A 21,440-nucleotide genomic window follows, 5' to 3' on the forward strand; every position below is an offset into this window, starting at 1 on the left:
TGCGTAAAATGCCCGGCGTCCGCCTCAAGCTCCTCTCCCTCTCCGCCCTTGGACTGCTGCTGCTCGCCGCCGCGCCGCAGCGCGCCAGCGCCGGCAGCCTCGACGCGGCCGTCCTGCAGGAGATGAACTTCGCCCGCAGCCATCCGTCGGAATACGCGCGCGAGCTGAGCCGCCAGGGCGAGACGGAGGACCCGGAGTCGGCGGGCTTCGCCTACGAGGACCCCGACGCCTTCGACGAGGCCATCGACTTCCTGCGCCGCCAGCCGCCGCTGCCGCCGCTGAAGCCGGACGAGCGGCTCGCCGCCGCCGCGATGGCGCACACCGCGGGCCAGGGGCCGCGCGGCGACGTCGGTCATGGCGGCCCAGGCGGCGACAGCCTCGGCGAGCGGCTGCACCGACACGGGGTGTGGGCGGGCCTGGCGGCCGAGGACATCTCCTATGGCTACCGCAGCCCGCGGGACATCGTGCGCCAGCTGATCGTCGACAGCGGGATTCCCAACCGCGGCCACCGGCAGAACATCTTCGGCCGCGCCTATCAGGTGGCCGGCGTCGCCTGCGGCCGGCACCGGGTCTACGGCTCGATGTGCACGGTCGACTTCGCCGGCGCCCTGGTGAAGCGCTAGCGGCGGCGGCCGCTCAGGGCTGGACGATCCGGCCGCCGGTCATTGGCGCCGGGACGCCGGTGGTCTTCGGGAACGAGATCGGCAGGCCGCGGGCGGTGCGGGCGGCCAGGTAGGCGAAGGCCTCGGCCTCGATGGCGTCGCCGCGCCAGCCATAGTCGTCGGCGCTCTTCACCGGGGCCGGCAGGCGGGCCGCCAGCGCCTTCATGATCTCCGGGTTATGCCGGCCGCCGCCGGCGACGACCACCGCGCGCGGCGTCTGGCCGACCAGCTCGAAGCCGTGGCGCACCGCCTCGGCGGTGAAGGCCACCAGGGTGGCAGCGGCGTCCTCCAGCTCGCAGCCGGCCAACGGCTCCAGGGAGAAGTCGTAGCGGTCGAGGGACTTGGGCGGCGGCGCCTGGAAATAGGGGTGCGCCAGCAGCGCCCGCACCACGCCTTCGTTCGGCCGCCCGACGCTGGCGTACTTGCCGCCCTCGTCGAAGCGCCCGGCGCCGCGGTCCTGCACCAGGAGGTCGATCATCCCGTTGCCGGGGCCGGTGTCGAAGGCGGCGATCTCGTCGCCGCCGGACCAGAAGGTGACGTTGGCCACGCCGCCGATGTTCAGCACCGCCAGCGGCGCCTCCAGCCCCGAGGCCTGGGCGCGGGCCAGGTGGTAGATCGGCGCCAGCGGCGCGCCCTCCCCGCCGGCCGCCACGTCGGCGGTGCGGAAGTCGTGGGCCACCGGCACGCGGGTCTGGGTCGCCAGCCACTGGGCGTCGCCGAGTTGCACTGTGCGGCCGACCCGGCCCTCCTGAGGCCGCTCGTGCAGCACGGTCTGGCCGTGCATGCCGATCAGGTCGATGTCGGACCAGGCCAGGTCGTTCGCCGCCAGGAATTCGGTCGCCGCGGCGTAATGCTCCTCGGCGCCGGCTCGCGCCGCCTGGGCGAAGATCGCCGGCTCGGGCGCGCCCCGCGGCCAGGCCAGGGCCTGCCTGGTGGCCTCCAGCATGATGTCGCGGGTGGCCTCGGTTAGCTTGCGCTCGCCGGCCGGACCGAACGCGGAAATCGTCTCGCCGTCGGTCTCCAGCACCGCCATGTCGACGGCGTCGAGGGAGGTTCCGGTCATGAATCCAAGCACGCGCATGCGGCTTGACTGCCATGACCTCGCGGCCGTAGCTAGCCGCGATGATCGGCAAAGCCGCCCTCTTCGGCCGCTATTACCGCCTGCCCTAGCAGCAGGCGGCCGACCCCTCGCGCCCGCCAACCGGCCGGCGCCGCGCTCCCAGACTGACCGTCCCGCCGGCCTCCTCGTTTCCCAAGGAGCCCGCCATGTCCCTCGAAATCTCCCAGTCTCTCGAAATTCCGGGCGCCGCCGTGCTAGAGCCCGGCCACCGAAGTCCCGAGATTCCTCCGATGCCCGAACATGCCTTCAAATCCGAGTTCCTGAAGACCATGCAGGCGCGCGGCTACATCCACCAGGTCACCCATCCGGAGGAACTGGACGAGGCGGCGAGCAACGGGATCATCACCGCCTACATCGGCTACGACGCCACGGCGCCGTCGCTGCACGTCGGCAACCTGATCACCATCATGATGCTGCGCCGGCTGCAGCAGGCGGGCCACAAGCCGATCGTCATCGTCGGCGGCGGCACCACCAAGGTCGGCGACCCCTCCGGCAAGGACGAGACGCGCCAGCTGCGCAGCGAGGCCGAGATCCAGGCCAATATCGCCTCTCAGAAGCAGGCGTTCGCCAAGTTCCTGACGTTCGGCGACGGACCGACCGACGCCATGCTGGTGGACAACGACGAGTGGCTGTCGAAGCTCGGCTACATCGACTTCCTGCGCGAGTACGGCGTCCACTTCACCATCAATCGCATGCTGGCGTTCGACTCCGTCAAGCTGCGGCTGGACCGCGAACAGCCGCTGACCTTCATCGAATTCAACTACATGCTGATGCAGGCCACCGACTTCCTGGAGCTGAACCGCCGCTACGGCTGCGTGCTGCAGATGGGCGGCTCCGACCAGTGGGGCAACATCGTCAACGGCGTGGAGCTGATCCGGCGGGTGGACCAGAAACCCGCCTTCGGCCTGACCACGCCGCTCTTGGCCACCTCCTCCGGCGCCAAGATGGGCAAGACGGCCCAGGGCGCGGTGTGGCTGAACGCCGACATGCGCAGCCCCTACGACTACTGGCAGTTCTGGCGGAACACCGAAGACGCCGACGTCGGGCGGTTCATGCGGCTGTTCACCGACCTGCCGCTGGACGAGGTCGCCCTCCTGGAGGCCCTGCCCGGCGCCCAGATCAATGAGGCCAAGAAGGTGTTGGCCAACGCCGCCACCACCCTGCTGCACGGCCGCGAGGAAGCCGAGAAGGCGGCCGCGGCGGCCGAGGCCGCATTCGAACAGGGCCGGCTCTCCGACGACTTGCCGACCCACGAGGTTCCCCGCGCGGAGCTGGAGGCCGGGATCGTGCTGGCGGCGCTGGCCGCCGACGCCGGACTGGCGGGGTCGCGCGGCGAGGCCCGTCGCCTGGCCCAGGGCGGCGGCCTGCGGGTCAACGACAGGGCGGAAAACGACGCCAACCGCACCGTCACGGTTGCCGATCTGGTGGACGGTGTGGTCAAGCTGGCGGCCGGCAAGAAGAAGATCGTTCTGGTCAGGCCAATCTAGGTCAGGCCGGCTAGCCACGGGGGCGGATGTCCGATCGCATCCTGAACACCGGATTGGAGGCGGCCGACACGCGGCTCTCCGACCCGGCGCGGGTCGTCACGCTGCTGGCGCTGGGCGGCTACCTGCTGCTGTCGGCCTGTCTGCTCTGGCGCTCGATTGTCCTGCGGCCCTACTCCGACATGCTCGACTGGATCGTCCACTACGACCAGTTCCGGGCCAATGGCGATCTGGCCGGCTATCTGCTGGCGCCGCACAATTTCCATCGCCTGCCGTGGACCTTCGCCGCGCTGGCCCTGGACATGGGCGTGTTGGGCGGGACCAACCTGCCTTTGATCGCGCTCGGGACCGCGGGGCTCGGGCTGGCGGCCGCTCTGCTGGCCCGCGAGGCGGCCCGCGCCGCGCCGCCGGGACTCGCCCTCGGCGCGGGGACCGTGGCGGCCATGCTGGCGCTGATGGCGGGGAACATCCTGGACGCCGCCACGCCGATCAACATCACCTACGTGCAGTGCGTCGGGCTGAGCGTGCTCGCCATCGTGCTCGCGCAGCCTGCCTCAGAGGGGACGCGGGGGCCCTGGCTCGGGTTGGCCGCCCTCGCCTGCGCCATGGCCTCGGCGTTCGGGAACGCCGCGGGGCTGGCGCTCTGGCCGGCGCTGGCCTTTGTGGCCTGGCGGCAGGGCGACCGCCGTTGGCTGGCCGCCGTGACCATCGTCGGCGCCGCCTTCGTCGCGCTGTACGCCTGGGGACAGTCGCCGGGCGGAGCGGTCGGCGGGGCGACGCACGATCCGGCTGCGGCGGGATTGCTGTTCCTCAACTACCTCGCCCTGCCCTGGACGCGGGCGGTCCCTAGCCTGGGCTGGCTCGGCGGCCTCGTGGTCCTGGCGCTTTGCCTCGCCGCGCTGCTGCTGAAGGGCCGAGCCGACGCCCCGCGCGCCGAGCGGGTCGCCTGCGCCCTGATCCTGTTCTCGCTTGGGACCGCCGCGATGGCGGCCCTGGGGCGGGTCGCCGACGGCGGCGCCTCCAACGTGCCGCTGCGGTACGCGGTGTTCCTGGCCCCGGCCCACGTCGGCCTGCTGATGCTCGCCCTGCCCTACGCCGACCGCCTGGCCAGGACCAAGCCCGCTGGGACGGGCGGCGTGCTGGCCGCCATCGCGGTCCTGCTTCTTGGCCAGCAGGCGGCCATGGGCCTCGCCGCGGTCCGCACCAGCGACGTGACCCGCCGGCTGGTCACCGATTTCCAGTCCGGCCTGCGCGCGCCGCAGATGCGCCAGGCGATCCACCCCGACCTCGATCACGCCGCAGCCGTCTACGCGAGTTTGCGTCACCGGGCGCTCTATCAGCGCGAGCTGAACCTGGGGTCTCCGCCGCCCGCTGGCCGCTTGAGGACAGCCGAGGGGCGCGCTAAGGCGCCCGCAGCAGGCATCTCAGGGGCGAACTGATGAGCGAACTGACCGAGGGCGCGGCGGCGCCTGACTTCGAACTGGAAAGCCCAGACGGGCCGATCCGGCTGGCCGACTTCAAGGGCAAGACCCTGGTGCTCTACTTCTACCCGAAGGACGACACCACCGGCTGCACGCGCGAGGCGCAGGACTTCACGGCCGCCGCCGCGGACTTCGCCAAGGCGGGCGCGACCGTGGTCGGCGTCTCGAAGGATTCCGTGAAGTCGCACGCGAAGTTCGCCGCCAAGTACGACCTGGCGGTCCGGCTCGCCGCCGATCCCGAGGGCGCGGTCATCGAGCGCTACGGCGTCTGGGTCGAGAAGAGCATGTACGGGCGCCAGTACATGGGCATCGAGCGGGCCACCTTTCTGATCCGGGACGGCGTGGTCCGCCGCGCCTGGCGCAAGGTGAAGGTCGCCAACCACGCGCAGCAGGTGCTGCAGGCCGTCCAGGCGCTCTAGGTCCAGGCTCCCGCCGGCTCCGCGGGCCGCGACTCAGTGCGCGCTTGCACGTGGTTAAGATTTCCTTGCATATCGCCGCGATCCAAGGGCTTGGGGTGTGGCGACAAGCATGACACGCGTAGCGCGCCTTCGGCGTTCGCTCGAACAGCTGTTTCCGGAACGTCATCTCTACGTTCGGTCCGGCGGCGAAATGCGGGCCTTCGTGCTGACGACGCGCAAGCAGATGGCCGCCGCTGGCGGCGTCGCCGCCGCCGCGCTGTGGATGGGCGTCTGCACCGCCGCGATGCTGGTCAGCCTGCTCTCCGCCTCCTCCGCCGACCGTGAGATCGCCCGCACCCAGGCCAAGTACGAACGCTGGATCGCCGACCGCCAGGCGCGCCTGAATTCCGCGGTCGCGCAGCTCAACGCCGGCGGCGGGTCGGCCGAACAGGTGGCCACGACCATCGAGAAACAGCACGCGGCGCTCGCCCTGCTGCTCACCGACCTGAAGGGCGCGCCCGGCGCGGCCGAAGCCCTGACGCCGGCCATCAACCGCGCCCTGGCCACCAGCGGCGCCAACCCGGCGCACCGGATGGAAATGGTGCGCGCCAGCCAGGACCAGCTGCTGGACGCCGCCGACAGCTTCGCCAAGAGCCGCGCCGACCGGTTGCGCCTGGCGTTCCGCCTGGCCGGCCTGACGCCGACCTCCTACATGCCCAAGGAAGGCGCCCTGGGCGGTCCGCTGATCGAGTCCAAGGATCCGCGCGCGCTCGCCGTGGTGCTCGACGTCGACGAAGGCTTCGCCAACCGCATCCAGCACGCAGCCACCGACCTCTCCGACGCCCGCGCCCTGACCGACGCCGCCCGGGCCCTGCCGTTCTCGCGGCCCACCAGCCAGACGCCGCAGACCAGCGGCTTCGGCGTGCGGGTGGATCCCTTCACCGGCCATCCCGCCTTCCATTCCGGCCTGGATTTCGCCGGTGGGCTGATGACGCCGGTGCAGTCGACGGCGCCGGGCGTGGTGTCGTTCACCGGCGTGCGCTCGGGCTACGGCAACACCATCGAGGTCGATCACGGCCGCGGCTTCAAGACCCGCTACGCCCACCTCGCCAGCATCGGCGTGCGCGTCGGCGACCGCGTCGGCCTCGGCCAGCGGCTGGGCGGCATGGGCTCCACCGGGCGCTCCACCGGAACGCACCTGCACTACGAGGTGTGGGTCAACGGCCGCGCCCAGAACCCGGATCGTTTCGTCAAGGCGGGCGCCTATGTTCTCCAAGCCGGATAAGCCGACCTCTGCGCGCCTCGACGGGCCCGACGGCCCCGGCCGCAAATCGATCGCCGCCTCGCTGATCGCCCAGAACGTCACCCTCAAGGGCGACCTCGCCAGCGACGGCGACGTGCAGCTGGACGGCGCGGTGGTCGGCGACGTGCGCGTGGCGCACCTGAGCATCGGCGAGAGCGGCCGCGTCGAAGGCGCCATCGAGGCCGAGACGGTGGACGTCCGCGGCCGGGTGGCGGGCGCGATCACCGCCCGCACGGTCCGGCTCTACGGCACCGCCCGGGTCGACGGCGACATCACCCACGCCCAGCTCTCGATGGAGGCCGGCGCCCATTTCCAGGGCCGCAGCCTGACCGCCGAGCCCGCGGCGGAGCCGCTGAGCGTCGCGGCCGAGTAGCCGCTTCCTACGCCTCTTCCTTGGCGTCGCGGGTGACGCCCACCCGCTGCGCCAGCGCCGCGCCCATGAAGGCGTCGAGGTCGCCGTCGAGCACGCCCTGGCTGTCGGAGGTCTCCACGTCGGTTCGGAGGTCCTTCACCATCTGATATGGCTGCAGGACGTAGGAGCGGATCTGGTGGCCCCAGCCGATGTCGGTCTTCTGGTCCTCCAGCGCCTGCTGCGCCGCCTCGCGCTTCTGCAGCTCCAGCTCGTAGAGCCGGGCGCGCAGCATCTTCCACGCCTCTTCCCGGTTCTGGTGCTGCGAGCGGCCCGCCTGGCAGGCCACCGCCACGCCGGTGGGGATGTGCGTCAGGCGCACGGCGCTGTCGGTCTTGTTGATGTGCTGACCGCCGGCGCCTGAGGCGCGATAGGTGTCGGTGCGCACGTCGGCCGGATTGATCTCGATCTCGATGGCGTCGTCGACCACCGGATAGACCCAGATCGAGGCGAAGCTGGTGTGCCGCCGGGCGCTGGAGTCGTAGGGCGAGATGCGCACCAAGCGATGGACGCCGGCCTCGGTCTTCAGCCAGCCGTAGGCGTTGGTCCCCTTCACCTGCAGGGTCGCCGACTTTATGCCGGCCTGTTCGCCGGTGGTCTCTTCGATGATCTCGACGGTCATCCCGTGCGCCTGGGCCCAGCGGGTGTACATGCGCAGCAGCATGCCGGCCCAGTCGTTGGACTCCGTGCCGCCGGCGCCGGAATTGATCTCGACGTAGGCGTCGTTGCCGTCGGCCTCGCCGGCCAGCAGGGCTTCGAGCTCGGCGCGGCCGGCGCGCTCCTTCAGGCCCTTGAGCTGGGCGCGGGCCTCGTCGAGCGAGGCCTCGTCGCCTTCTTCATCGGCCATTTCCGCGTAGCCGATGGCGTCGGCCAGGTCACGCTCCAGCGAGCGGACGGCGTCGACCTGCGAGGCCAGCCGGGTGCGCTCGCGCATCAGCGCCTGGGCGGCGGCGGCGTCGTCCCAGAGGGTCGGGTCCTCGACCCGGGCGTTCAGTTCGTCCAGCTTGCGGAGCGCGGGCTCCCAGTCAAAGACGCCTCCTGAGCAGTTCAACCGACTGCTCGATGTCAGCCTTGGCGGCCTCGACATCCAATCTCATGGGGAAACTCCCGAAACACGTGGGCCGGCGGGATAGCCCGCCGCCCGGATCAGTACAAGCCGGTGACGTCGTCGGTCTTCTTCGGCGGCGGCGGCGGAGCCACCGCGGCGCCGGCGTTCGGCGCACCGGTCACCCCGTTCGACCAGACCTTGTTGTAGGGCTGCGGACCAATGACGCTCGGCCCGCCGCCGACCGGCGTCGTGGCCACCCGGGGCTCGGTGCCTGGGCGGAAGGCCTCGCGGATGCCGCGCACCATGGCGAACTTGGCATTGGCCGGCGGCGTGAAGTCGTCGACCGGCTCGGTCTTCAGGGCGTCCTTCATGAAGTCGATGAAGATCGGCACGGCGGCCACCGCCCCGGTCTCGCCGTGGCCGAGGCTGCGGTTGTCGTCGAAGCCGACGAACACGCCGACCACCAGCTTGGGCGAGAAGCCCATGAACCAGGCCGAGCGGAAGTCGTTGGTGGTGCCGGTCTTGCCGCCGACGTTGCGGCCCAGCGACAGCGCCGCGGTCGCCGTGCCGCGCTGGACCACGCCCTGCAGCATCGAGGTGATCTGGTAGGCGGTGATCGGGTCGAGCACCTGGGCGCCGGCCTGCGGCAGGCGCGGGCTTTCGTCGCCGTTGAAGCCGGCGCCGCAGCGGTCGCAGTCGCGGCGGTCGGCCTTGAAGATGGTCTTGCCTTCGCGGTCCTGGACCATCTCGATCAGGTGCGGCTCGATCTTCTTGCCGCCGTTGACGAACGAGGAATAGGCCCCGGCCAGCTTGAACACCGTGGTCTCGCCGGACCCCAGCGCCATGGCCAGCACCTTGTCCATGTTGTGGACCACGTCGAGCCGGTCGGCCATGGCGGCGATCTTGGTCATCCCGACCCCCTGGGCCAGGCGCACGGTCATGGTGTTGCGCGACAGCTCCAGGCCCCGGCGCAGCTGCAGGGCGCCGAAATAGTCGTGCTCGTAGTTCTCCGGCGACCAAGCCTGGCCGTTGGCGCCCGGCAGGGTGATCGGGGCGTCCATCACCACGCTGGACGGCGTGTAGCCGTTCTCCAGCGCCGTCGCGTAGACGATCGGCTTGAACGCCGAGCCCGGCTGCCGCATCGCCTGGGTGGCGCGGTTGAAGCTGGAGAGCGAGAAGGAATAGCCGCCGACCATGGCCAGCACCCGCCCGGAATAGGGATCCATCGCCACCAGGGCGCCGTTCACCTGCGGCACCTGCTTGAGGCGGAAGGCCGGGCCGCCGTTGTCGTCGGGGGCGACGAAGATCAGGTCGCCGGCGCCGATGCCCTTGCCGGCCCGCGCCCAGGCGACGTCCTCGGCGGCCAGGGAGCCGAACTGGCCCTCGATGGTGTGGATGCGCACCGCGCCGCCGCCGACGTCGGTGACCACGGCCGCGCGCCAGGTGCGCCGTTCGGCGGGCTTGGCCGACTTCTTGGCCACGGCCTCCCAACCGGTGAGGGTCGTCACGTGGCCCCAGGCCCCGCGCCAGCCGTGGCGGCGGTCGTAGCGTTCCAGGCCGTCCATGAGCGCGGTCCGCGCCGAGCTCTGCAGGCCCGGATCGAGGGTGGTGCGCATGTAGTAGCCGCCCTCGTTGACGCGGTCGCCGAGCGTCGCCAGGCCGCGCCGGCGCACCTCCTCGACGAAGTAGTCGGCGTCGCGGTACTTCGCGCGCGTGGGCTCCGGCTGGACCTTGAGGTCCTCGCGCTTGGCGGCGTCGGCCTGGGCGCGGGTGACCCAGCCCAGGTCCGCCATCTGGTCGAGGACCCAGTTGCGGCGCGCCATGGCCTGCGCCTTGCGGCGGATCGGATGGTAGTTGTCGGGCCCCTTGGGCAGGGACGCCAGATAGGCGCACTCCGCCAGGTCGAGGTCGGTGATCGACTTGCCGAAGTAGTTGTAGGCCGCCGCCCCGACCCCATAGGACCGGTAACCGAGCCAGATCTCGTTCAGGTAGAGCTCGAGGATGCGCTCCTTCGAGAGCGTCTCCTCCAGCCGCTTGGCGATCAGCGCCTCCTTCAGCTTGCGGCCGATGGTGGCGTCGTTGGTGAGCAGGATGTTCTTGGCCACCTGCTGGGTGATGGTCGAGCCGCTCTCCAGCCGCCGGCCCTGGGCGATGTTGACCACGTCCTTCACCGAGGCGCGGACGATGCCGGCGTAGTCGACGCCGCCGTGCTTGAAGAAGTTGTGGTCCTCCGCGGCCATGAAGGCCTGGGCCAACTGCGGCGGGATGCTGTCGTAGGGCACGAAGATGCGCCGCTCGCGGGAGAATTCCCCGATCAGGGTGCCGTCCCAGGCGTAGGCGCGGGTGGCGGTCGGCGGGTGGTAGTCCGCCAGGTCGCCCGCGTCGGGCATGTCATGGAACAGCCAGGCCGCCCAGATGGCCGCCGCGAATCCCGCCACGGCGATAGCGCTCAGCACGGCGACGCCGGCGATCGCGACCCATCTTTCGGGGGGTTTCAACTTCGACTGGCCTCCGGAGGCGCCCCGCCCCCTTCAGCCTCCGTCTAACGTGCATCGCGCCGGGCGCCAACGGGGCCCGGACGTCGCCGCGTCAGCGCGCCGCAAGCCGCGTGGCTTCGGCGAAATAGTCGTCGATGGAGTCGCCCACGGCGTTCACCAGGCGGCCGCGGGTCTCCGGATCGCTCAGGAACTGCTCGTCCTCGCGGTTGGAGACGAAGCCCATCTCCAGCAGCACCGCCGGGACGTTGGGCGCCAGCAGCACCATGAAGCCGGCGTCGCGATGGCTGCGGCGCAGCAGCGGCGCCTTGCCCTCGATGCGGCCGACCAGGGTCTGGGCGAACTCGGCGGAGCGGTTGCGGGTGGCCCGCTGGGTGAGGTCGAACAGGATGTCGCTGACGCCGCGGTCGGCCGTCAGGCTGGCCTTCATGAACCAGTCGTCCTTGTTGACGAAGCGCGCGGCGCGGGCCGAGGCCTTGTCGGACAGGGTGTAGACGCTGGCCCCGCGGAGCTGCGCGTCGGGTCCGGAATCGGAGTGCAGGGAGATGAACAGGTCGGCGTCGGCGCGCTGGGCGATCCGCACCCGACTCTCCAGCGGCACGTAGACGTCGGCGTCGCGGGTCAGCACCACCTTGTAGCGGCCGGTGCGCTCCAGCCGCGCCTTCAGGGCCTTGGCCGCCGCCAGGTTGATGTCCTTCTCCAGGCCCTGCTCGCCGTGCGCGCCGGGATCGTGGCCGCCGTGGCCGGCGTCGATGACGATCACCTTCTTGAGCGGAAGCGGCGCGGTCTTGCCCGCCACGATCTGGCCGCGCAGGATCAACGGCGGCCCCCCGGCCGCCTTGGTCAGCCGCACCTCGCCCGGCGCGGCGGCGGTCACGTCGACGACGTAGCGGTAGTGGTCGACCCCGTCGGCCGGCGGCAGCAGGAAGCGGCGGCTGACCTTGGCGTCGGCCGCCAGGTCCATCTGCAGCCGCGCGCCGCCCCCGGTCTGGTCCACCAACCAGCTCTTCACCAGGCCCTGCCCTGCGCCCTGCGCACCCTCGGTGGAGACGCCGGACAGCACCAGCACGACGCGGCGGTCGGCCGAGCCGTCGGAGATCACCTTGCCGCTGACGGCCTGGTCGAGGTCGATGACGATCCGGGTCTGCGTGGCGTCGCCGCCGAGGCGGACCTTCAGCAGCCCCGCAGTCGCGGTGGCGGCATGGGAGACGGCGACCGCGGCCACGCACGCCAGCGCGACCGCCGACGCCGCGATGGCGAGCCCCCGGATTTTCCCCACAACCTGCACGACGCGAACCAACATTTTTGTCTCGCCACCCTAAGGATTCTGTTTGGCGATAGAAGCGCCTATATAGACGCAGGCACCGTAGCCAATCGGTTAACGAGACGTTTCCGCCGACAGGGCGGATCGGTTCGGCTTTCCTTTTTGGGTTCGGTGTTGCTAAAGTCCGGCCGCGCGGCGAACCGCTCAAGCTTCTGAGCAGAGCCCAGGTCGCGCGAAAACAAAGCCAGCGTCGGCTTCGACCGATCATCGGCCACGACGCATCATCCGATCCGCGCCACTCAAGGCGCGCCTAGGAACACACCTGATGGGCTGCGCAGCTCAAGCCAATCCTCGGCCTAGGGCCGCCCGAGACGCCGCTTCCGGCGTCCTCCGGGCCGGCGCGCGCGTCCATCCCATGCACCGGCAGCGCTCGGGCCAAGACCCCACTGCGCGCCGCGGAGATTCAATTAATGTCCAAGAATATGTTGATCGACGCCGCCCACGCGGAAGAAACGCGTGTGGTGGTGGTCGACGGTACGCGCGTTGAAGAATTCGATTTCGAGAGCTCCAACCGCAAACAACTCAGAGGGAATATCTATCTCGCCAAGGTGACGCGCGTTGAGCCGTCGCTGCAGGCCGCCTTCATCGAGTACGGCGGGAATCGTCACGGCTTCCTGGCCTTCAACGAAATCCATCCCGACTACTACCAGATCCCCACCGCCGACCGCGAAGCGCTGATGCGCGAAGAGGCGGAGGACGAGGACGAGCACCACGAGCCGCGCGGCCGCCGGTCGAGCGCGGCCTCCGCCGAATCCTCGGAAGACGAGGACGAGGAAGCCGACGCCGTCTCCGATGACGACGACGACGTGATGGAAGAAGAGGTCGCCCGGCGCCGCCGGCGGCTGATGCGCAAATATAAGATCCAGGAAGTGATCCGCCGCCGGCAGATCATGCTGGTGCAGGTCGTCAAGGAAGAGCGCGGCAACAAGGGCGCGGCGCTGACCACCTACCTGTCGCTGGCCGGCCGCTACGGCGTCCTGATGCCGAACACCGCCCGCGGCGGCGGCATCAGCCGCAAGATCGACACCGCCACCGACCGTAAGCGCCTGAAGGGCATCGTCCAGAGCCTCGACGTGCCGCAGGGCATGGGCCTGATCGTGCGCACGGCCGGCGCCAAGCGCACCAAGGCCGAGCTGAAGCGCGACTACGACTACCTGCTGCGGCTGTGGGAGAACATCCGCGAGAAGACCCTGCACTCCATCGCCCCGGCGCTGATCTACGAGGAAGAAGACCTCGTGAAGCGGGCGATCCGCGACCTCTACGACAAGGACATCGACGGGGTGTTCGTCGAGGGCGAGGCCGGGTTCAAGGAAGCGCGCGACTTCATGCGCATGCTGATGCCCAGCCAGGCGAAGAAGGTGCAGCTCTATCGCGAGCCGACGCCGCTGTTCGTCAAGCACCGGGTCGAGGACCACCTCAGCCAGATCTATTCGCCGGTCGTGCCCCTGAGGTCCGGCGGCTATCTGGTGATCAACCAGACCGAGGCGCTGGTCGCCGTCGACGTGAACTCCGGCCGCTCCACCCGTGAGCGGAATATCGAAGCCACGGCGATGAAGACCAACATGGAGGCGGCCGAAGAGACCGCCCGGCAGCTGCGCCTGCGCGACCTGGCCGGCCTGATCGTCATCGACTTCATCGACATGGATGAGTCGAAGAACAACCGCGCCGTCGAGAAGAAGCTCAAGGACTGCCTGAAGGACGATCGCGCCCGCGTGCAGATGGGCAAGATCAGCGCCTTCGGCCTGATGGAGATCAGCCGCCAGCGCCGCCGCACCGGCGTGCTGGAAGGCACCACCCACGTCTGCGAGAACTGCGGCGGCACCGGACGGGTCCGTTCGGTGGAGTCCAGCGCGCTGGCCGCGCTGCGTTCGCTGGAGTTGGAGGCGCTGAAGGGCGGCGGCGAAGTCACCCTGACCCTGCCCCGCGCCGTCGGCCTCTACATCCTCAACGAGAAGCGCGCCCACCTCGCCCGACTGCACCAGACGTTCGGCCTGTTCGTCACGGTGGTGATCGACGACGAGATGGCCCACTCCGACGTGCTGATCGAGCGGACCTCCATGGAGACCCGCGCCGAGCACGCCGCGGTCATCCAGGCCCCGGCCGTGACTTATGAGCCGGTCGCCGAGGACGACTTCGACGACGAGGCCTACGAGGACGAAGACGAGGAAGAGGAAGACGAGGAGGCCGACGAGGAAAACGAAGGCGGCGTGACCGCCGTCGCCGACCGCGCGCCCCGCGTCGACCGCGACGAGAGCCATGAGGACGGCGACGGCGCCCGTCGCGGCGGCCGCCGCCGCCGCCGGCGTGGCCGCCGCGGTGACGAGCCGCGCGAGGTCCGGGAAGCCGGCGAAGCATCCGCGCCCGCCCCGCGTCCGGAAACCCCGCACGCCGACGACGACGAAGGCGGGCACGGCGGACGCCGCCGGCGCCGCGGCCGCAGAGGCGGTCGCCGCATGCGCGACGACGCCCGGCCGCAGGACACCTTCGCCTGGACCCGCCCCTGGGTGCCCTACGGCGACGATCCGTTCGTCTGGTACGACCCGGCGGAAGACCTGAAGCCGGTCGCCGCGCCCGCCAACGACCGCGAGGCGCCCCGCCCCGCGGCGGCGGCGGCGGAAGTCGCCCAGGCGCCCGCGCCCGTCGTCTCCAGCCCCCGCACCGAGAGCGGCGATGAGGAGGTCTGGGTCGAACTGCCGGCGCTCGAGGACAAGCCGAAGCGCGCCCGTCGAGGCCGTGGACGCGGCCGCGGCCGCGACGAGGCCGAGGCCCCGACCGAGAGCGCTGCCCCCGAGGTTGCCGTGTCGGAGCCCGAGACCGTCGCCGAGCCCGCGCCGGCCCCGGAGCCCCTCCCCGAGCCGGTGGCGGCCAATTCCGACGCTCCGCCGGCGCGCAAGCCGCGCAGCCGCAGCCGCAAGGCGGCCACCGCCGAGGCCGACGCCGCGGCCACGCCGGTCGAAGCCGCTACGCCCGTAGCGGTCGAGCCGACGCCGGAACCCGAGCCGGCGGCGGTCGCTGCGCCGGCCCCGCGCGTCCCGGATCCGGCGGAGATCTCCACCCCGCCGGCCGCGCCACGCAAAGGCTGGTGGCGGCGCGGATGACCGACTAGATTCCGACCGGGCGTGGGGCAGCTTTTAGAGAGTAGAGCATGGTCTCCACTGCCCGGTCGATCTCTCGCATCGCGCTCGCCGTCACCTTGTCGGCGAGCCTGGTGTTGCGGGCCGCCCCCGCAGCCGCCCAGCAGGGCGAGTCGCTGATCCGCGACACCGAGATCGAGCAGATCCTGCACGACGACGCCGATCCGATCTTCAGGGCGGCCGGCATCGATCCGAAGACCGTGCAGATCGCGCTGATCGGCTCCAAGGAGCTCAACGCCTTCGCCGGACCGGGCGTGATGGGCGTGAACACCGGCCTGATCCTGCAGACCAAGAATCCCAACGAGCTCCAGGGCGTCATCGCCCACGAGGTCGGCCACCTCGCGGCCGGCCACAGCGCCCGCTCCGGCGAGATGCAGCACGCCGGCATGGTGCCCTTCATCCTGACCATGGGGCTGGGCGTGCTGGCCGCCATCGCCGGCTCGGGCCAAGCCGCGGCGGGACTGGTGGGCAGCGCCGGCTACTTCGGAACCCTGGGCGCCATCGGCTACAGCCGCGAGCAGGAATCCCGCGCCGACCAGGCCGGCGCCACCTTGCTGGAAAAGGCCGGCCTGTCCGGCCGCGGCCTGGCCGAGTTCTTCGACAACTTCCGCTACCAGGAGGTCTTCGCCGAGGCCCGCCGCTACCGGTATTTCGTCGACCACCCGCTGTCGTCCGACCGCATCGACGCCCTGCAGAGCCGCGTCGCCGCCCAGCCGCACTACAAGGAGGTCGACGGGCCCGAGGCCATCGCCGAGCACGAGATCATGAAGGCCAAGCTGGACGGGTTCATCAACCCGCAGGTCTCGATCGTGAAGTACGCCGAGACCGACAAGGCCTACCCGGCCCGCTACGCCCGCGCGATCGCCTACTACCAGATGCGCGAGCCGGACAAGGCGCTGAAGCTGATCGACGCGCTGATCGAGGAGCAGCCGGACAACCCCTATCTCTGGGAACTGAAGGGCCAGGTGCTGTTCGAATTCGGCCGCGCCAAGGAGGCCGAAGCGCCGCAGCGCAAGTCGGTGGCGCTGAAGCCGGACGCGCCGCTGCTGCGCGTCAACCTCGGCCAGACCCTGATCGCCCTCGACGACAAGGCCAAGGTCGACGAAGGCGTGGCCGAGCTCCGCAAGGCCCTGCTCAAGGAAGGCGACAACGCCGTCGCCTGGCGGCTGCTGGCGGAGGCCTACGACAAGCGCGGCGACGACGGGTTGGCCCGCCTCGCCACCGCCGAATACAATTTCAGCATCGGCGATGCGACCCAGGCGCGGATCTTCGCCATGCGGGCGCGGGAGAAGCTGGCCAAGGACACGCCGGAATGGCGCCGCGCCACGGACATCGTACTGACGTCCAAGCCCAGCAAGGACGACCTGAAGGACCTGGCGCGCGAGGGCTCCATCACCAGCGCCCGGCACTGAGCCTTCGCAAACCGCTCCGGTTCCCCTATCTGGGCTGCCATGACCCTGATTTCCCGCACCCTGCTCGCGCTCACCGCCGCCCTTGCCCTCGCCGGCTGCCAGAAGGCGGACGACGCCGCCTTCGGCCAACGGGTGCACGCCTATCTGATGGCGCACCCCGAGGTGATCCGCGAGGCTGTCCAGAAGCTCAACGAGAAGGAGCAGCTGGCCGCCGCCAAGGCTTCGACCGAAGCGCTCGGCAAATACCGCGCCCAGCTGGAGCGCGATCCGCGCGACTTCGTGGCCAATCCCGACGGCAAGTTCACGGTGGTGGAGTTCTTCGATTACCGCTGCGGCTACTGCAAGCTGGCCGCGCCGGAGGTGGTGAAGCTGATCCACGACAATCCGGACATCCGCTTCGTGTTCAAGGAATTCCCGATCTTCGGCGAGGTGTCGGACACCGCCGCCAGGATCGCGCTGACTGCGCCCGGCAAGACCAAGGGTCTGCAACTCTACCAGACCTGGATGGGCGAGAAGGCCCTGGACGAGGCCGCCGTCGACCGCCACCTGCAGGAAGCCGGCCTCGATCCCGCCGCGGTCCGCAAAGCCTCGCAGGACCCGGCCATCCAGCGCCAGCTCACCGACACCCGCCAGCTCGCCCAGGCGCTGCACATCGAAGGCACGCCGGCCTTCATCATCGGCGACACCCTGGTGCCGGGCGCCGACATGACCGCGCTGCGCGCCGCGATCACCGTGGCCAAGGCGGGCAATCTCAAGAAGCTCGGCTAGGGCCTCCGTTCGACCGGGCCCGAGGTCTGGTCTAGGGTTCTTCAGGCGCCGTCGGGGCGCGGGACGGACCAGATGACCGAACGGGTTCTGGTGATCGGCGCGGGCATGGCCGGCCTTTGGACGGCGCTGGCGCTCGCCCCCACGGGCCGCGAGGTGCTGCTGCTGGAGCGCGATCCGCCGCCGCCGCCCGGCGGGGTAGAAGCCGCCTTCTCCGACTGGACCCGGCGCGGCGTGGGGCACCTGCGGCACAGCCACGCCTTCCTGGCCCGCCTGCGGCTGCTGATCCGCGACCAGCACCCGGAGTTGCTGGCCGAGCTGCTGGCGGCGGGCTGCCGCGAACTGGGCTTTGACGGCACGCTGACCGCCCTGCACCGGCGCGCCTACACGCCGGAACCGGTGGACGGCGACCTGGTGATCCTCACCAGCCGCCGCACCACCCTGGAGTGGGTGATGCGCCGCTACGTGGAGCGCCTGCCCGGCGTCTCGATCCGCTCCGAAACCTTCGTCCGCGCCCTGCGCATCGCGCCGGGGCCGACGCCGGTGGTGACCGGGGTCGAGATCGACGGCCCGGAAGGTCCGCTGGAACTCACCGCCGACCTGGTGGTGGACGCCGCAGGCCGCACCTCGTCGGCCCTCGAGCAACTGGTCGCCGCCGGAGCCGCGGTCGGCGAGGCCTCGGAAGGCGCCGGCGTCATCTATTTCACCCGCCACTACCGGCTCAACCCCGACGCCTCGGAGCCGCCGCGCGGCGGCAAAGGGCCCGCGACCGGCGACCTGGGCTATCTGAAGTTCGGCGTCTTTCCCGGCGACAACGGCTGCTTCTCCGTCACCCTGTGCGTCCCCGAGGTCGAGGAGGAGCTGCGCAAGGCGGTGGTCGATCCGGCGATGTTCGACGCCATCTGCGCCCAGCTGCCCGGCCCCGCGGCCTGGGTGGAGCCCGAGCGGGCGAGCGGCGTCAGCCGGGTGTTCGGCATGGGCCAGCTGGAGAGCCTCTGGCGGGACCTGGCGCCCGGCGGCCGACCGGCCGTGCTGGGGTACTTCGCCGTCGGCGACAGCCTGGCGCGCACCAATCCGCTGTACGGGCGGGGCTGCTCCTTCGCCGCGGTCTGCGCCTATCTGCTGCGCGACGCTCTGGAGGCGACGCCGGACCCGGCCCAGCGGCTGCTCCGCTACCGCGCCGGCGCGGACACCGAACTGCGGCCCTACTATCAGGTCATGCGCGACGCCGACCGCGCGGCCGTGCGGCGGGCCCGCCAGATGCTGACCCCGGCTTATCGTCCAACCCTGAAGGCCCGCCTGACCCGGAGCTTCTTTCAGGACGGGGTGGCGATCGCCGTACGCTCCGACGTCGAACTGCTGCGCGCGGCCTTGCGCGGCTTCCACATGCTGGAGCACCCGCAGGCCTGGCTGAAGCGGCCGGCCAATCTCGCCAAGGTGCTGAGGTACTGGGCCCGCGGGCGTCGGCGCAACGCCGAGGCCTATCCCGCCAAGGCCGGGCCGGGACGCGAGGAGATGATGACCGCCGTCGGTCTGTCGCCCAGCCTCGACATCGAGCGCCTGCGGGCGCAGGCGGCCTGAAGTCAGTCGGCCTTGCGCTCGGTCGGGCCGGTGAAGAAGGCGCCGGACCCCATCTGGTCGCGCACGGCCTCGGGATTCAGCGCCGCGGCCTTATCGAGCTCCGCCAGCTCCGGCGGCACGTACCAGTGCAGCTTGTCGGCGTGGTAGGCGTCCCAGACCACCTGGGCGACCTCGGCCGGCGGGATGGCGCGGAACATGCCCTCCTTGGGGGCATTGGCGGCGACGCCGGGCGGCAGGATCGGGGTGTCGATCAGCCCGGGCAGCACGCAGGCGACCCGCACGCCCAGCGCCTTGAACTCCACGGACAGCGCCTCGGTGAGCCCCTTCACCGCGTGCTTGGTGGCCGAATAGACCGCGATCCCCGGCATGCCGAAGGTCGCCGAGGACGACGAGGTGGTGAAGCACAGCGAGCCGGGCGTCGCCTTGAGCAGCGGCACGGCCTCGTAGATGCCGATCAGCACGCCCATCAGGTTGACCTGGACGACGGCGGCGATGTCCTCGAACGGCTGCTGATCGAAGGGCCCGCCGCGGCCGATGCCGGCGTTGTTGTAGAGGATGTCGAGCCGCCCGCCGGCCGCCGGCGCGAAGCGGTCCAGGGCGGCGCGGTAGTCGGCGCGGTCGGTGACGTCGAGGCGACGGACCAGGCAGTTCTTCGGCCCCAGTTCCTCGCGCAAGCTCTCCAGCCCCGCCTCGTTGACGTCATAGCCGCCGACGAACCAACCCTTGGACGCGAACAGCCGGGCGGTCTCCCGCCCCATGCCCGACGCCGCCCCGGTGATGAAGATCGACTTGCGCTCGGCGGCCACGGCTCAGATCAGTCCGGCCAGCGGCGAGGACGGGTCGGCGTACATCCGCTTGGGCATGCGGCCGGCGAGGTAGGCCTCGCGACCGGCGATCACCGCGTGCTTCATCGCCCGCGCCATCCGAATCGGATCGCGCGCCTCGGCGATGGCGGTGTTCATCAAGACCGCGTCGCAGCCCAGCTCCATGGCCAGCGACGCGTCCGACGCGGTGCCGACGCCGGCGTCCACCAGCACCGGCACGGTGGCCTGCTCGATGATCAGCCCGAGGTTGAGGATGTTCTGGATGCCGCGCCCGGAGCCGATCGGCGCGCCCAGCGGCATGATCGCGGCGGCGCCCGCGTCCTCCAGCTTCTTGGCGTACACCGGGTCGTCGGAGCAGTAGACCATCACCTGGAAGCCGTCGGCGATCAGCAGCTTCAGCGCCCTGAGCGTCTCTTCCATGTCCGGCAACAGGTGCTTGGTGTTGGACAGCACCTCCAGCTTCACCAGGTCCCAGCCGCCCGCCTCGCGGGCCAGGCGCAGGGTGCGGACCGCATCCTCGCCGGTGAAGCAGCCGGCGGTGTTCGGCAGGAAGGTGAAGCGGTCCGGCTTCACGTGGTCGACCAGCATCGGCTGGCTGGGATCGGAGAGGTTCACCCGGCGCAGCGCCACGGTGACGATCTCCGCGCCGGCGGCCTCCGCGGCCGCGGCGTTCTGGGCGTAATCCTTGTACTTGCCGGTGCCGACGATCAGCCGCGAGCGGAAGGTCCGCCCCGCCACTGACCAGGTGTCTTCAGCCTGGACAGAACCGTCCATGTCAGCCGCCTCCGATGAAATGCACGATCTCGATCCGGTCGCCGTCCGAGAGCGCGGTGCTCCCGTACGCCGATCTGGGGACGATCTCCAGATTGCGTTCGACCGCCACCTTGCGGCCGTCCAGGCCCAGCGCCGCCACCAGGGCGGCGACGTCGCAAACGGCCTCGAAGCCGCGGCTCTCTCCGTTGACGGTCAGCTTCAAGGACGCACCTCCGGTCGGCAAGCTTGTGACCCCCGTCGCCGAACGTTACAAGTCGCCGGAATCGACGGCGGAGCCGAATGTCGAAACCGATCTATGTGCTGAGCGGCCCCAATCTCAACCTCCTGGGCGTCCGCGAGCCCGAGATTTATGGCCATCAAACCCTGGACGACGTGCGCGGCCTCTGCGAGGCGCGGGCGTCGTCGCTGGGGCGTGAAGTCGTGTTCCGCCAATCCAACCACGAAGGCGAGCTGATCGACTGGATCCAGGAGGCCCGCGAGAAGGCCTGCGCCCTGGTCATCAACCCCGCCGGCTATGGCCACACCTCGGTGGCCATCCTCGACGCCTTGAAGATGGTGGGCGTGCCCGTGGTGGAGTGCCACCTCTCGAACCCCGCTTCCCGCGAGGCGTTCCGCCGTGAGACCTACGTATCCCTCGCAGCCACCGGCGTGGTCACCGGATTCGGCGCTGCGAGCTATGAACTGGCCGTCGAGGCCGCTGCGGGCCTGGCCCGCTGAAGCCTTCAAGAGACAAGGAACTTCCCATGGCTAGCAGTCCCAAGGCTCCAGCCGATCCCATCGACTCGCGCCTGGTGCGCAAACTGGCCGACATCCTCACCGACACCGGCCTGTCCGAGATCGAGGTGGAGCACGCGGGCCTCAAGATCCGGGTGGCCAAGACCCTGACCGCCCAGCCGATGATGCAGGTCGCCGCGCCTGCCCCAATGGCGGCCGCCGCGCCGAACCCAGTCGCCGTCTTCGCCGAACCGGCGGTCGTCGAACGGTCGAAGGGCGACCTGGTCAACTCGCCGATGGTCGGCACCGTCTACCTGCAGCCCCAGCCGGGCGCCGATTCCTTCGTGAAAGTGGGCGACACGGTGCAGGCCGGGCAGACGATGATGATCATCGAGGCCATGAAGACCATGAACCCGATCCCGGCCCCGAAGGGCGGCAAGGTGGTCGAGATCATCGTCGCCGATGGCCAGCCGGTGGAGTTCGGCGAACCGCTCGCCGTCATCGAGTAGCGG

19 protein-coding genes are annotated in these 21,440 nt (G+C 70.6%); 12 read left to right on the forward strand and 7 right to left on the reverse strand.

The genetic code is table 11. The annotated features are described in order from the left end of the window. The first annotated feature begins 8 nt into the window (after nucleotides 1-8). The gene (locus tag DJ021_RS17430; protein WP_111458746.1) at nucleotides 9-623 is read left to right on the forward strand and encodes a CAP domain-containing protein; all 615 of its coding nucleotides are present in this window, start codon (nucleotides 9-11) and stop codon (nucleotides 621-623) included. 13 nt (nucleotides 624-636) lie between these two features. Here DJ021_RS17430 and DJ021_RS17435 read toward each other — a convergent pair whose 3' ends face one another. After that, entirely contained in the window at nucleotides 637-1,743 is a 1,107-nt protein-coding gene (locus DJ021_RS17435) for an anhydro-N-acetylmuramic acid kinase (protein ID WP_111458747.1), read from the reverse strand. 269 nt (nucleotides 1,744-2,012) lie between these two features. On the opposite strand from DJ021_RS17435, the gene tyrS reads away from it, so the two are divergent. From tyrS to DJ021_RS17460, 5 genes are all read left to right on the forward strand, one after another. Then, on the forward strand, nucleotides 2,013-3,269 hold the full coding sequence (tyrS, locus tag DJ021_RS17440) for a tyrosine--tRNA ligase (RefSeq protein ID WP_111458748.1): 1,257 nt from the start codon (nucleotides 2,013-2,015) through the stop codon (nucleotides 3,267-3,269). A 26-nt stretch (nucleotides 3,270-3,295) separates the two neighbouring features. After that, entirely contained in the window at nucleotides 3,296-4,705 is a 1,410-nt protein-coding gene (locus tag DJ021_RS17445) for a hypothetical protein (RefSeq protein WP_111458749.1), read from the forward strand. Then, the gene (locus tag DJ021_RS17450; RefSeq protein ID WP_111458750.1) at nucleotides 4,705-5,166 is read left to right on the forward strand and encodes a peroxiredoxin; all 462 of its coding nucleotides are present in this window, start codon (nucleotides 4,705-4,707) and stop codon (nucleotides 5,164-5,166) included. Before DJ021_RS17445 ends, DJ021_RS17450 begins: the two co-directional genes overlap by 1 nt. Nucleotides 5,167-5,275: 109 nt before the next feature. Continuing rightward, entirely contained in the window at nucleotides 5,276-6,430 is a 1,155-nt protein-coding gene (locus DJ021_RS17455) for a M23 family metallopeptidase (protein ID WP_111458751.1), read from the forward strand. Beyond that, the gene (locus tag DJ021_RS17460) at nucleotides 6,411-6,821 is read left to right on the forward strand and encodes a bactofilin family protein (RefSeq protein WP_111458752.1); all 411 of its coding nucleotides are present in this window, start codon (nucleotides 6,411-6,413) and stop codon (nucleotides 6,819-6,821) included. Before DJ021_RS17455 ends, DJ021_RS17460 begins: the two co-directional genes overlap by 20 nt. A 7-nt stretch (nucleotides 6,822-6,828) precedes the next feature. Here the strand turns inward: DJ021_RS17460 and prfB are convergent. From prfB to DJ021_RS17475, 3 genes are all read right to left on the reverse strand, one after another. Further along, a protein-coding gene (gene prfB, locus DJ021_RS17465) for a peptide chain release factor 2 (RefSeq protein WP_111458753.1) occupies nucleotides 6,829-7,954 on the reverse strand; the annotation gives its coding sequence in 2 pieces (ribosomal slippage) (nucleotides 6,829-7,884 and nucleotides 7,886-7,954; 1,125 coding nt in all). A 49-nt stretch (nucleotides 7,955-8,003) separates the two neighbouring features. Continuing rightward, nucleotides 8,004-10,403, reverse strand: a complete 2,400-nt coding sequence (locus DJ021_RS17470) for a penicillin-binding protein 1A (RefSeq protein ID WP_243626069.1) — start codon at nucleotides 10,401-10,403, stop codon at nucleotides 8,004-8,006. A 91-nt stretch (nucleotides 10,404-10,494) separates the two neighbouring features. Further along, nucleotides 10,495-11,703: an N-acetylmuramoyl-L-alanine amidase family protein gene (locus tag DJ021_RS17475; protein WP_111458754.1), complete on the reverse strand. Its 1,209-nt coding sequence runs from the start codon at nucleotides 11,701-11,703 to the stop codon at nucleotides 10,495-10,497. Nucleotides 11,704-12,134: 431 nt separating this feature from the next. Here DJ021_RS17475 and DJ021_RS17480 point away from each other — a divergent pair, with 431 nt between their 5' ends. The 4 genes from DJ021_RS17480 to DJ021_RS17495 all read left to right on the forward strand — a co-directional run bounded on the left by DJ021_RS17480 (nucleotide 12,135) and on the right by DJ021_RS17495 (nucleotide 18,616). Continuing rightward, nucleotides 12,135-14,822, forward strand: coding sequence for an Rne/Rng family ribonuclease (locus DJ021_RS17480; protein WP_111458755.1), 2,688 nt, complete (start codon nucleotides 12,135-12,137; stop codon nucleotides 14,820-14,822). 47 nt (nucleotides 14,823-14,869) lie between these two features. Further along, entirely contained in the window at nucleotides 14,870-16,270 is a 1,401-nt protein-coding gene (locus tag DJ021_RS17485; RefSeq protein WP_111458756.1) for a M48 family metalloprotease, read from the forward strand. Nucleotides 16,271-16,309: 39 nt separating this feature from the next. Then, complete coding sequence (locus DJ021_RS17490) at nucleotides 16,310-17,038, forward strand: DsbA family protein (protein WP_111458757.1); 729 nt, start codon at nucleotides 16,310-16,312, stop codon at nucleotides 17,036-17,038. A 72-nt stretch (nucleotides 17,039-17,110) separates the two neighbouring features. Continuing rightward, nucleotides 17,111-18,616, forward strand: a complete 1,506-nt coding sequence (locus DJ021_RS17495; protein WP_111458758.1) for an NAD(P)/FAD-dependent oxidoreductase — start codon at nucleotides 17,111-17,113, stop codon at nucleotides 18,614-18,616. Between the two features lie 2 nt (nucleotides 18,617-18,618). Here DJ021_RS17495 and DJ021_RS17500 read toward each other — a convergent pair whose 3' ends face one another. Genes DJ021_RS17500 through thiS form a run of 3 tightly spaced genes read right to left on the reverse strand, consistent with a single transcriptional unit; the run spans nucleotide 18,619 to nucleotide 20,416 of the window. Further along, on the reverse strand, nucleotides 18,619-19,422 hold the full coding sequence (locus DJ021_RS17500) for an SDR family oxidoreductase (protein WP_243626070.1): 804 nt from the start codon (nucleotides 19,420-19,422) through the stop codon (nucleotides 18,619-18,621). Between the two features lie 3 nt (nucleotides 19,423-19,425). Continuing rightward, the gene (locus DJ021_RS17505; protein WP_111458759.1) at nucleotides 19,426-20,214 is read right to left on the reverse strand and encodes a thiazole synthase; all 789 of its coding nucleotides are present in this window, start codon (nucleotides 20,212-20,214) and stop codon (nucleotides 19,426-19,428) included. A 1-nt stretch (nucleotide 20,215) separates the two neighbouring features. Then, a complete protein-coding gene (gene thiS / locus DJ021_RS17510; RefSeq protein ID WP_111458760.1) occupies nucleotides 20,216-20,416 on the reverse strand; it encodes a sulfur carrier protein ThiS in 201 nt (66 codons plus the stop codon). Nucleotides 20,417-20,493: 77 nt separating this feature from the next. Between thiS and aroQ the strand changes: the two genes are divergently transcribed. Together aroQ and accB are read left to right on the forward strand one after the other, a co-directional pair. Next, nucleotides 20,494-20,931 (forward strand): type II 3-dehydroquinate dehydratase, encoded by a 438-nt coding sequence (gene aroQ / locus DJ021_RS17515; RefSeq protein WP_111458761.1) that lies wholly within the window; start codon nucleotides 20,494-20,496, stop codon nucleotides 20,929-20,931. A gap of 26 nt (nucleotides 20,932-20,957) precedes the next feature. After that, nucleotides 20,958-21,437: an acetyl-CoA carboxylase biotin carboxyl carrier protein gene (gene accB, locus DJ021_RS17520; protein ID WP_111458762.1), complete on the forward strand. Its 480-nt coding sequence runs from the start codon at nucleotides 20,958-20,960 to the stop codon at nucleotides 21,435-21,437. Nucleotides 21,438-21,440: the final 3 nt, after the last annotated feature.

The sequence above is a fragment of the Phenylobacterium hankyongense genome, from assembly GCF_003254505.1.
Lineage (GTDB): Bacteria > Pseudomonadota > Alphaproteobacteria > Caulobacterales > Caulobacteraceae > Phenylobacterium > Phenylobacterium hankyongense.

Excerpts from the sequence above, each read along its gene's own strand:
- DJ021_RS17450 (WP_111458750.1), top strand. The coding sequence starts at position 4,705 with ATGAGCGAACTGACCGAGGGCGCGGCGGCGCCTGACTTCGAACTGGAA.
- DJ021_RS17435 (WP_111458747.1), bottom strand. The coding sequence starts at position 1,743 with ATGCGCGTGCTTGGATTCATGACCGGAACCTCCCTCGACGCCGTCGAC.
- DJ021_RS17460 (WP_111458752.1), top strand. The coding sequence starts at position 6,411 with ATGTTCTCCAAGCCGGATAAGCCGACCTCTGCGCGCCTCGACGGGCCC.
- DJ021_RS17495 (WP_111458758.1), top strand. The coding sequence starts at position 17,111 with ATGACCGAACGGGTTCTGGTGATCGGCGCGGGCATGGCCGGCCTTTGG.
- DJ021_RS17475 (WP_111458754.1), bottom strand. The coding sequence starts at position 11,703 with ATGTTGGTTCGCGTCGTGCAGGTTGTGGGGAAAATCCGGGGGCTCGCC.
- aroQ (WP_111458761.1), top strand. The coding sequence starts at position 20,494 with ATGTCGAAACCGATCTATGTGCTGAGCGGCCCCAATCTCAACCTCCTG.
- DJ021_RS17455 (WP_111458751.1), top strand. The coding sequence starts at position 5,276 with ATGACACGCGTAGCGCGCCTTCGGCGTTCGCTCGAACAGCTGTTTCCG.
- accB (WP_111458762.1), top strand. The coding sequence starts at position 20,958 with ATGGCTAGCAGTCCCAAGGCTCCAGCCGATCCCATCGACTCGCGCCTG.
- DJ021_RS17505 (WP_111458759.1), bottom strand. The coding sequence starts at position 20,214 with ATGGACGGTTCTGTCCAGGCTGAAGACACCTGGTCAGTGGCGGGGCGG.
- DJ021_RS17445 (WP_111458749.1), top strand. The coding sequence starts at position 3,296 with ATGTCCGATCGCATCCTGAACACCGGATTGGAGGCGGCCGACACGCGG.
- tyrS (WP_111458748.1), top strand. The coding sequence starts at position 2,013 with ATGCCCGAACATGCCTTCAAATCCGAGTTCCTGAAGACCATGCAGGCG.
- DJ021_RS17480 (WP_111458755.1), top strand. The coding sequence starts at position 12,135 with ATGTCCAAGAATATGTTGATCGACGCCGCCCACGCGGAAGAAACGCGT.
- DJ021_RS17430 (WP_111458746.1), top strand. The coding sequence starts at position 9 with ATGCCCGGCGTCCGCCTCAAGCTCCTCTCCCTCTCCGCCCTTGGACTG.
- DJ021_RS17490 (WP_111458757.1), top strand. The coding sequence starts at position 16,310 with ATGACCCTGATTTCCCGCACCCTGCTCGCGCTCACCGCCGCCCTTGCC.
- DJ021_RS17485 (WP_111458756.1), top strand. The coding sequence starts at position 14,870 with ATGGTCTCCACTGCCCGGTCGATCTCTCGCATCGCGCTCGCCGTCACC.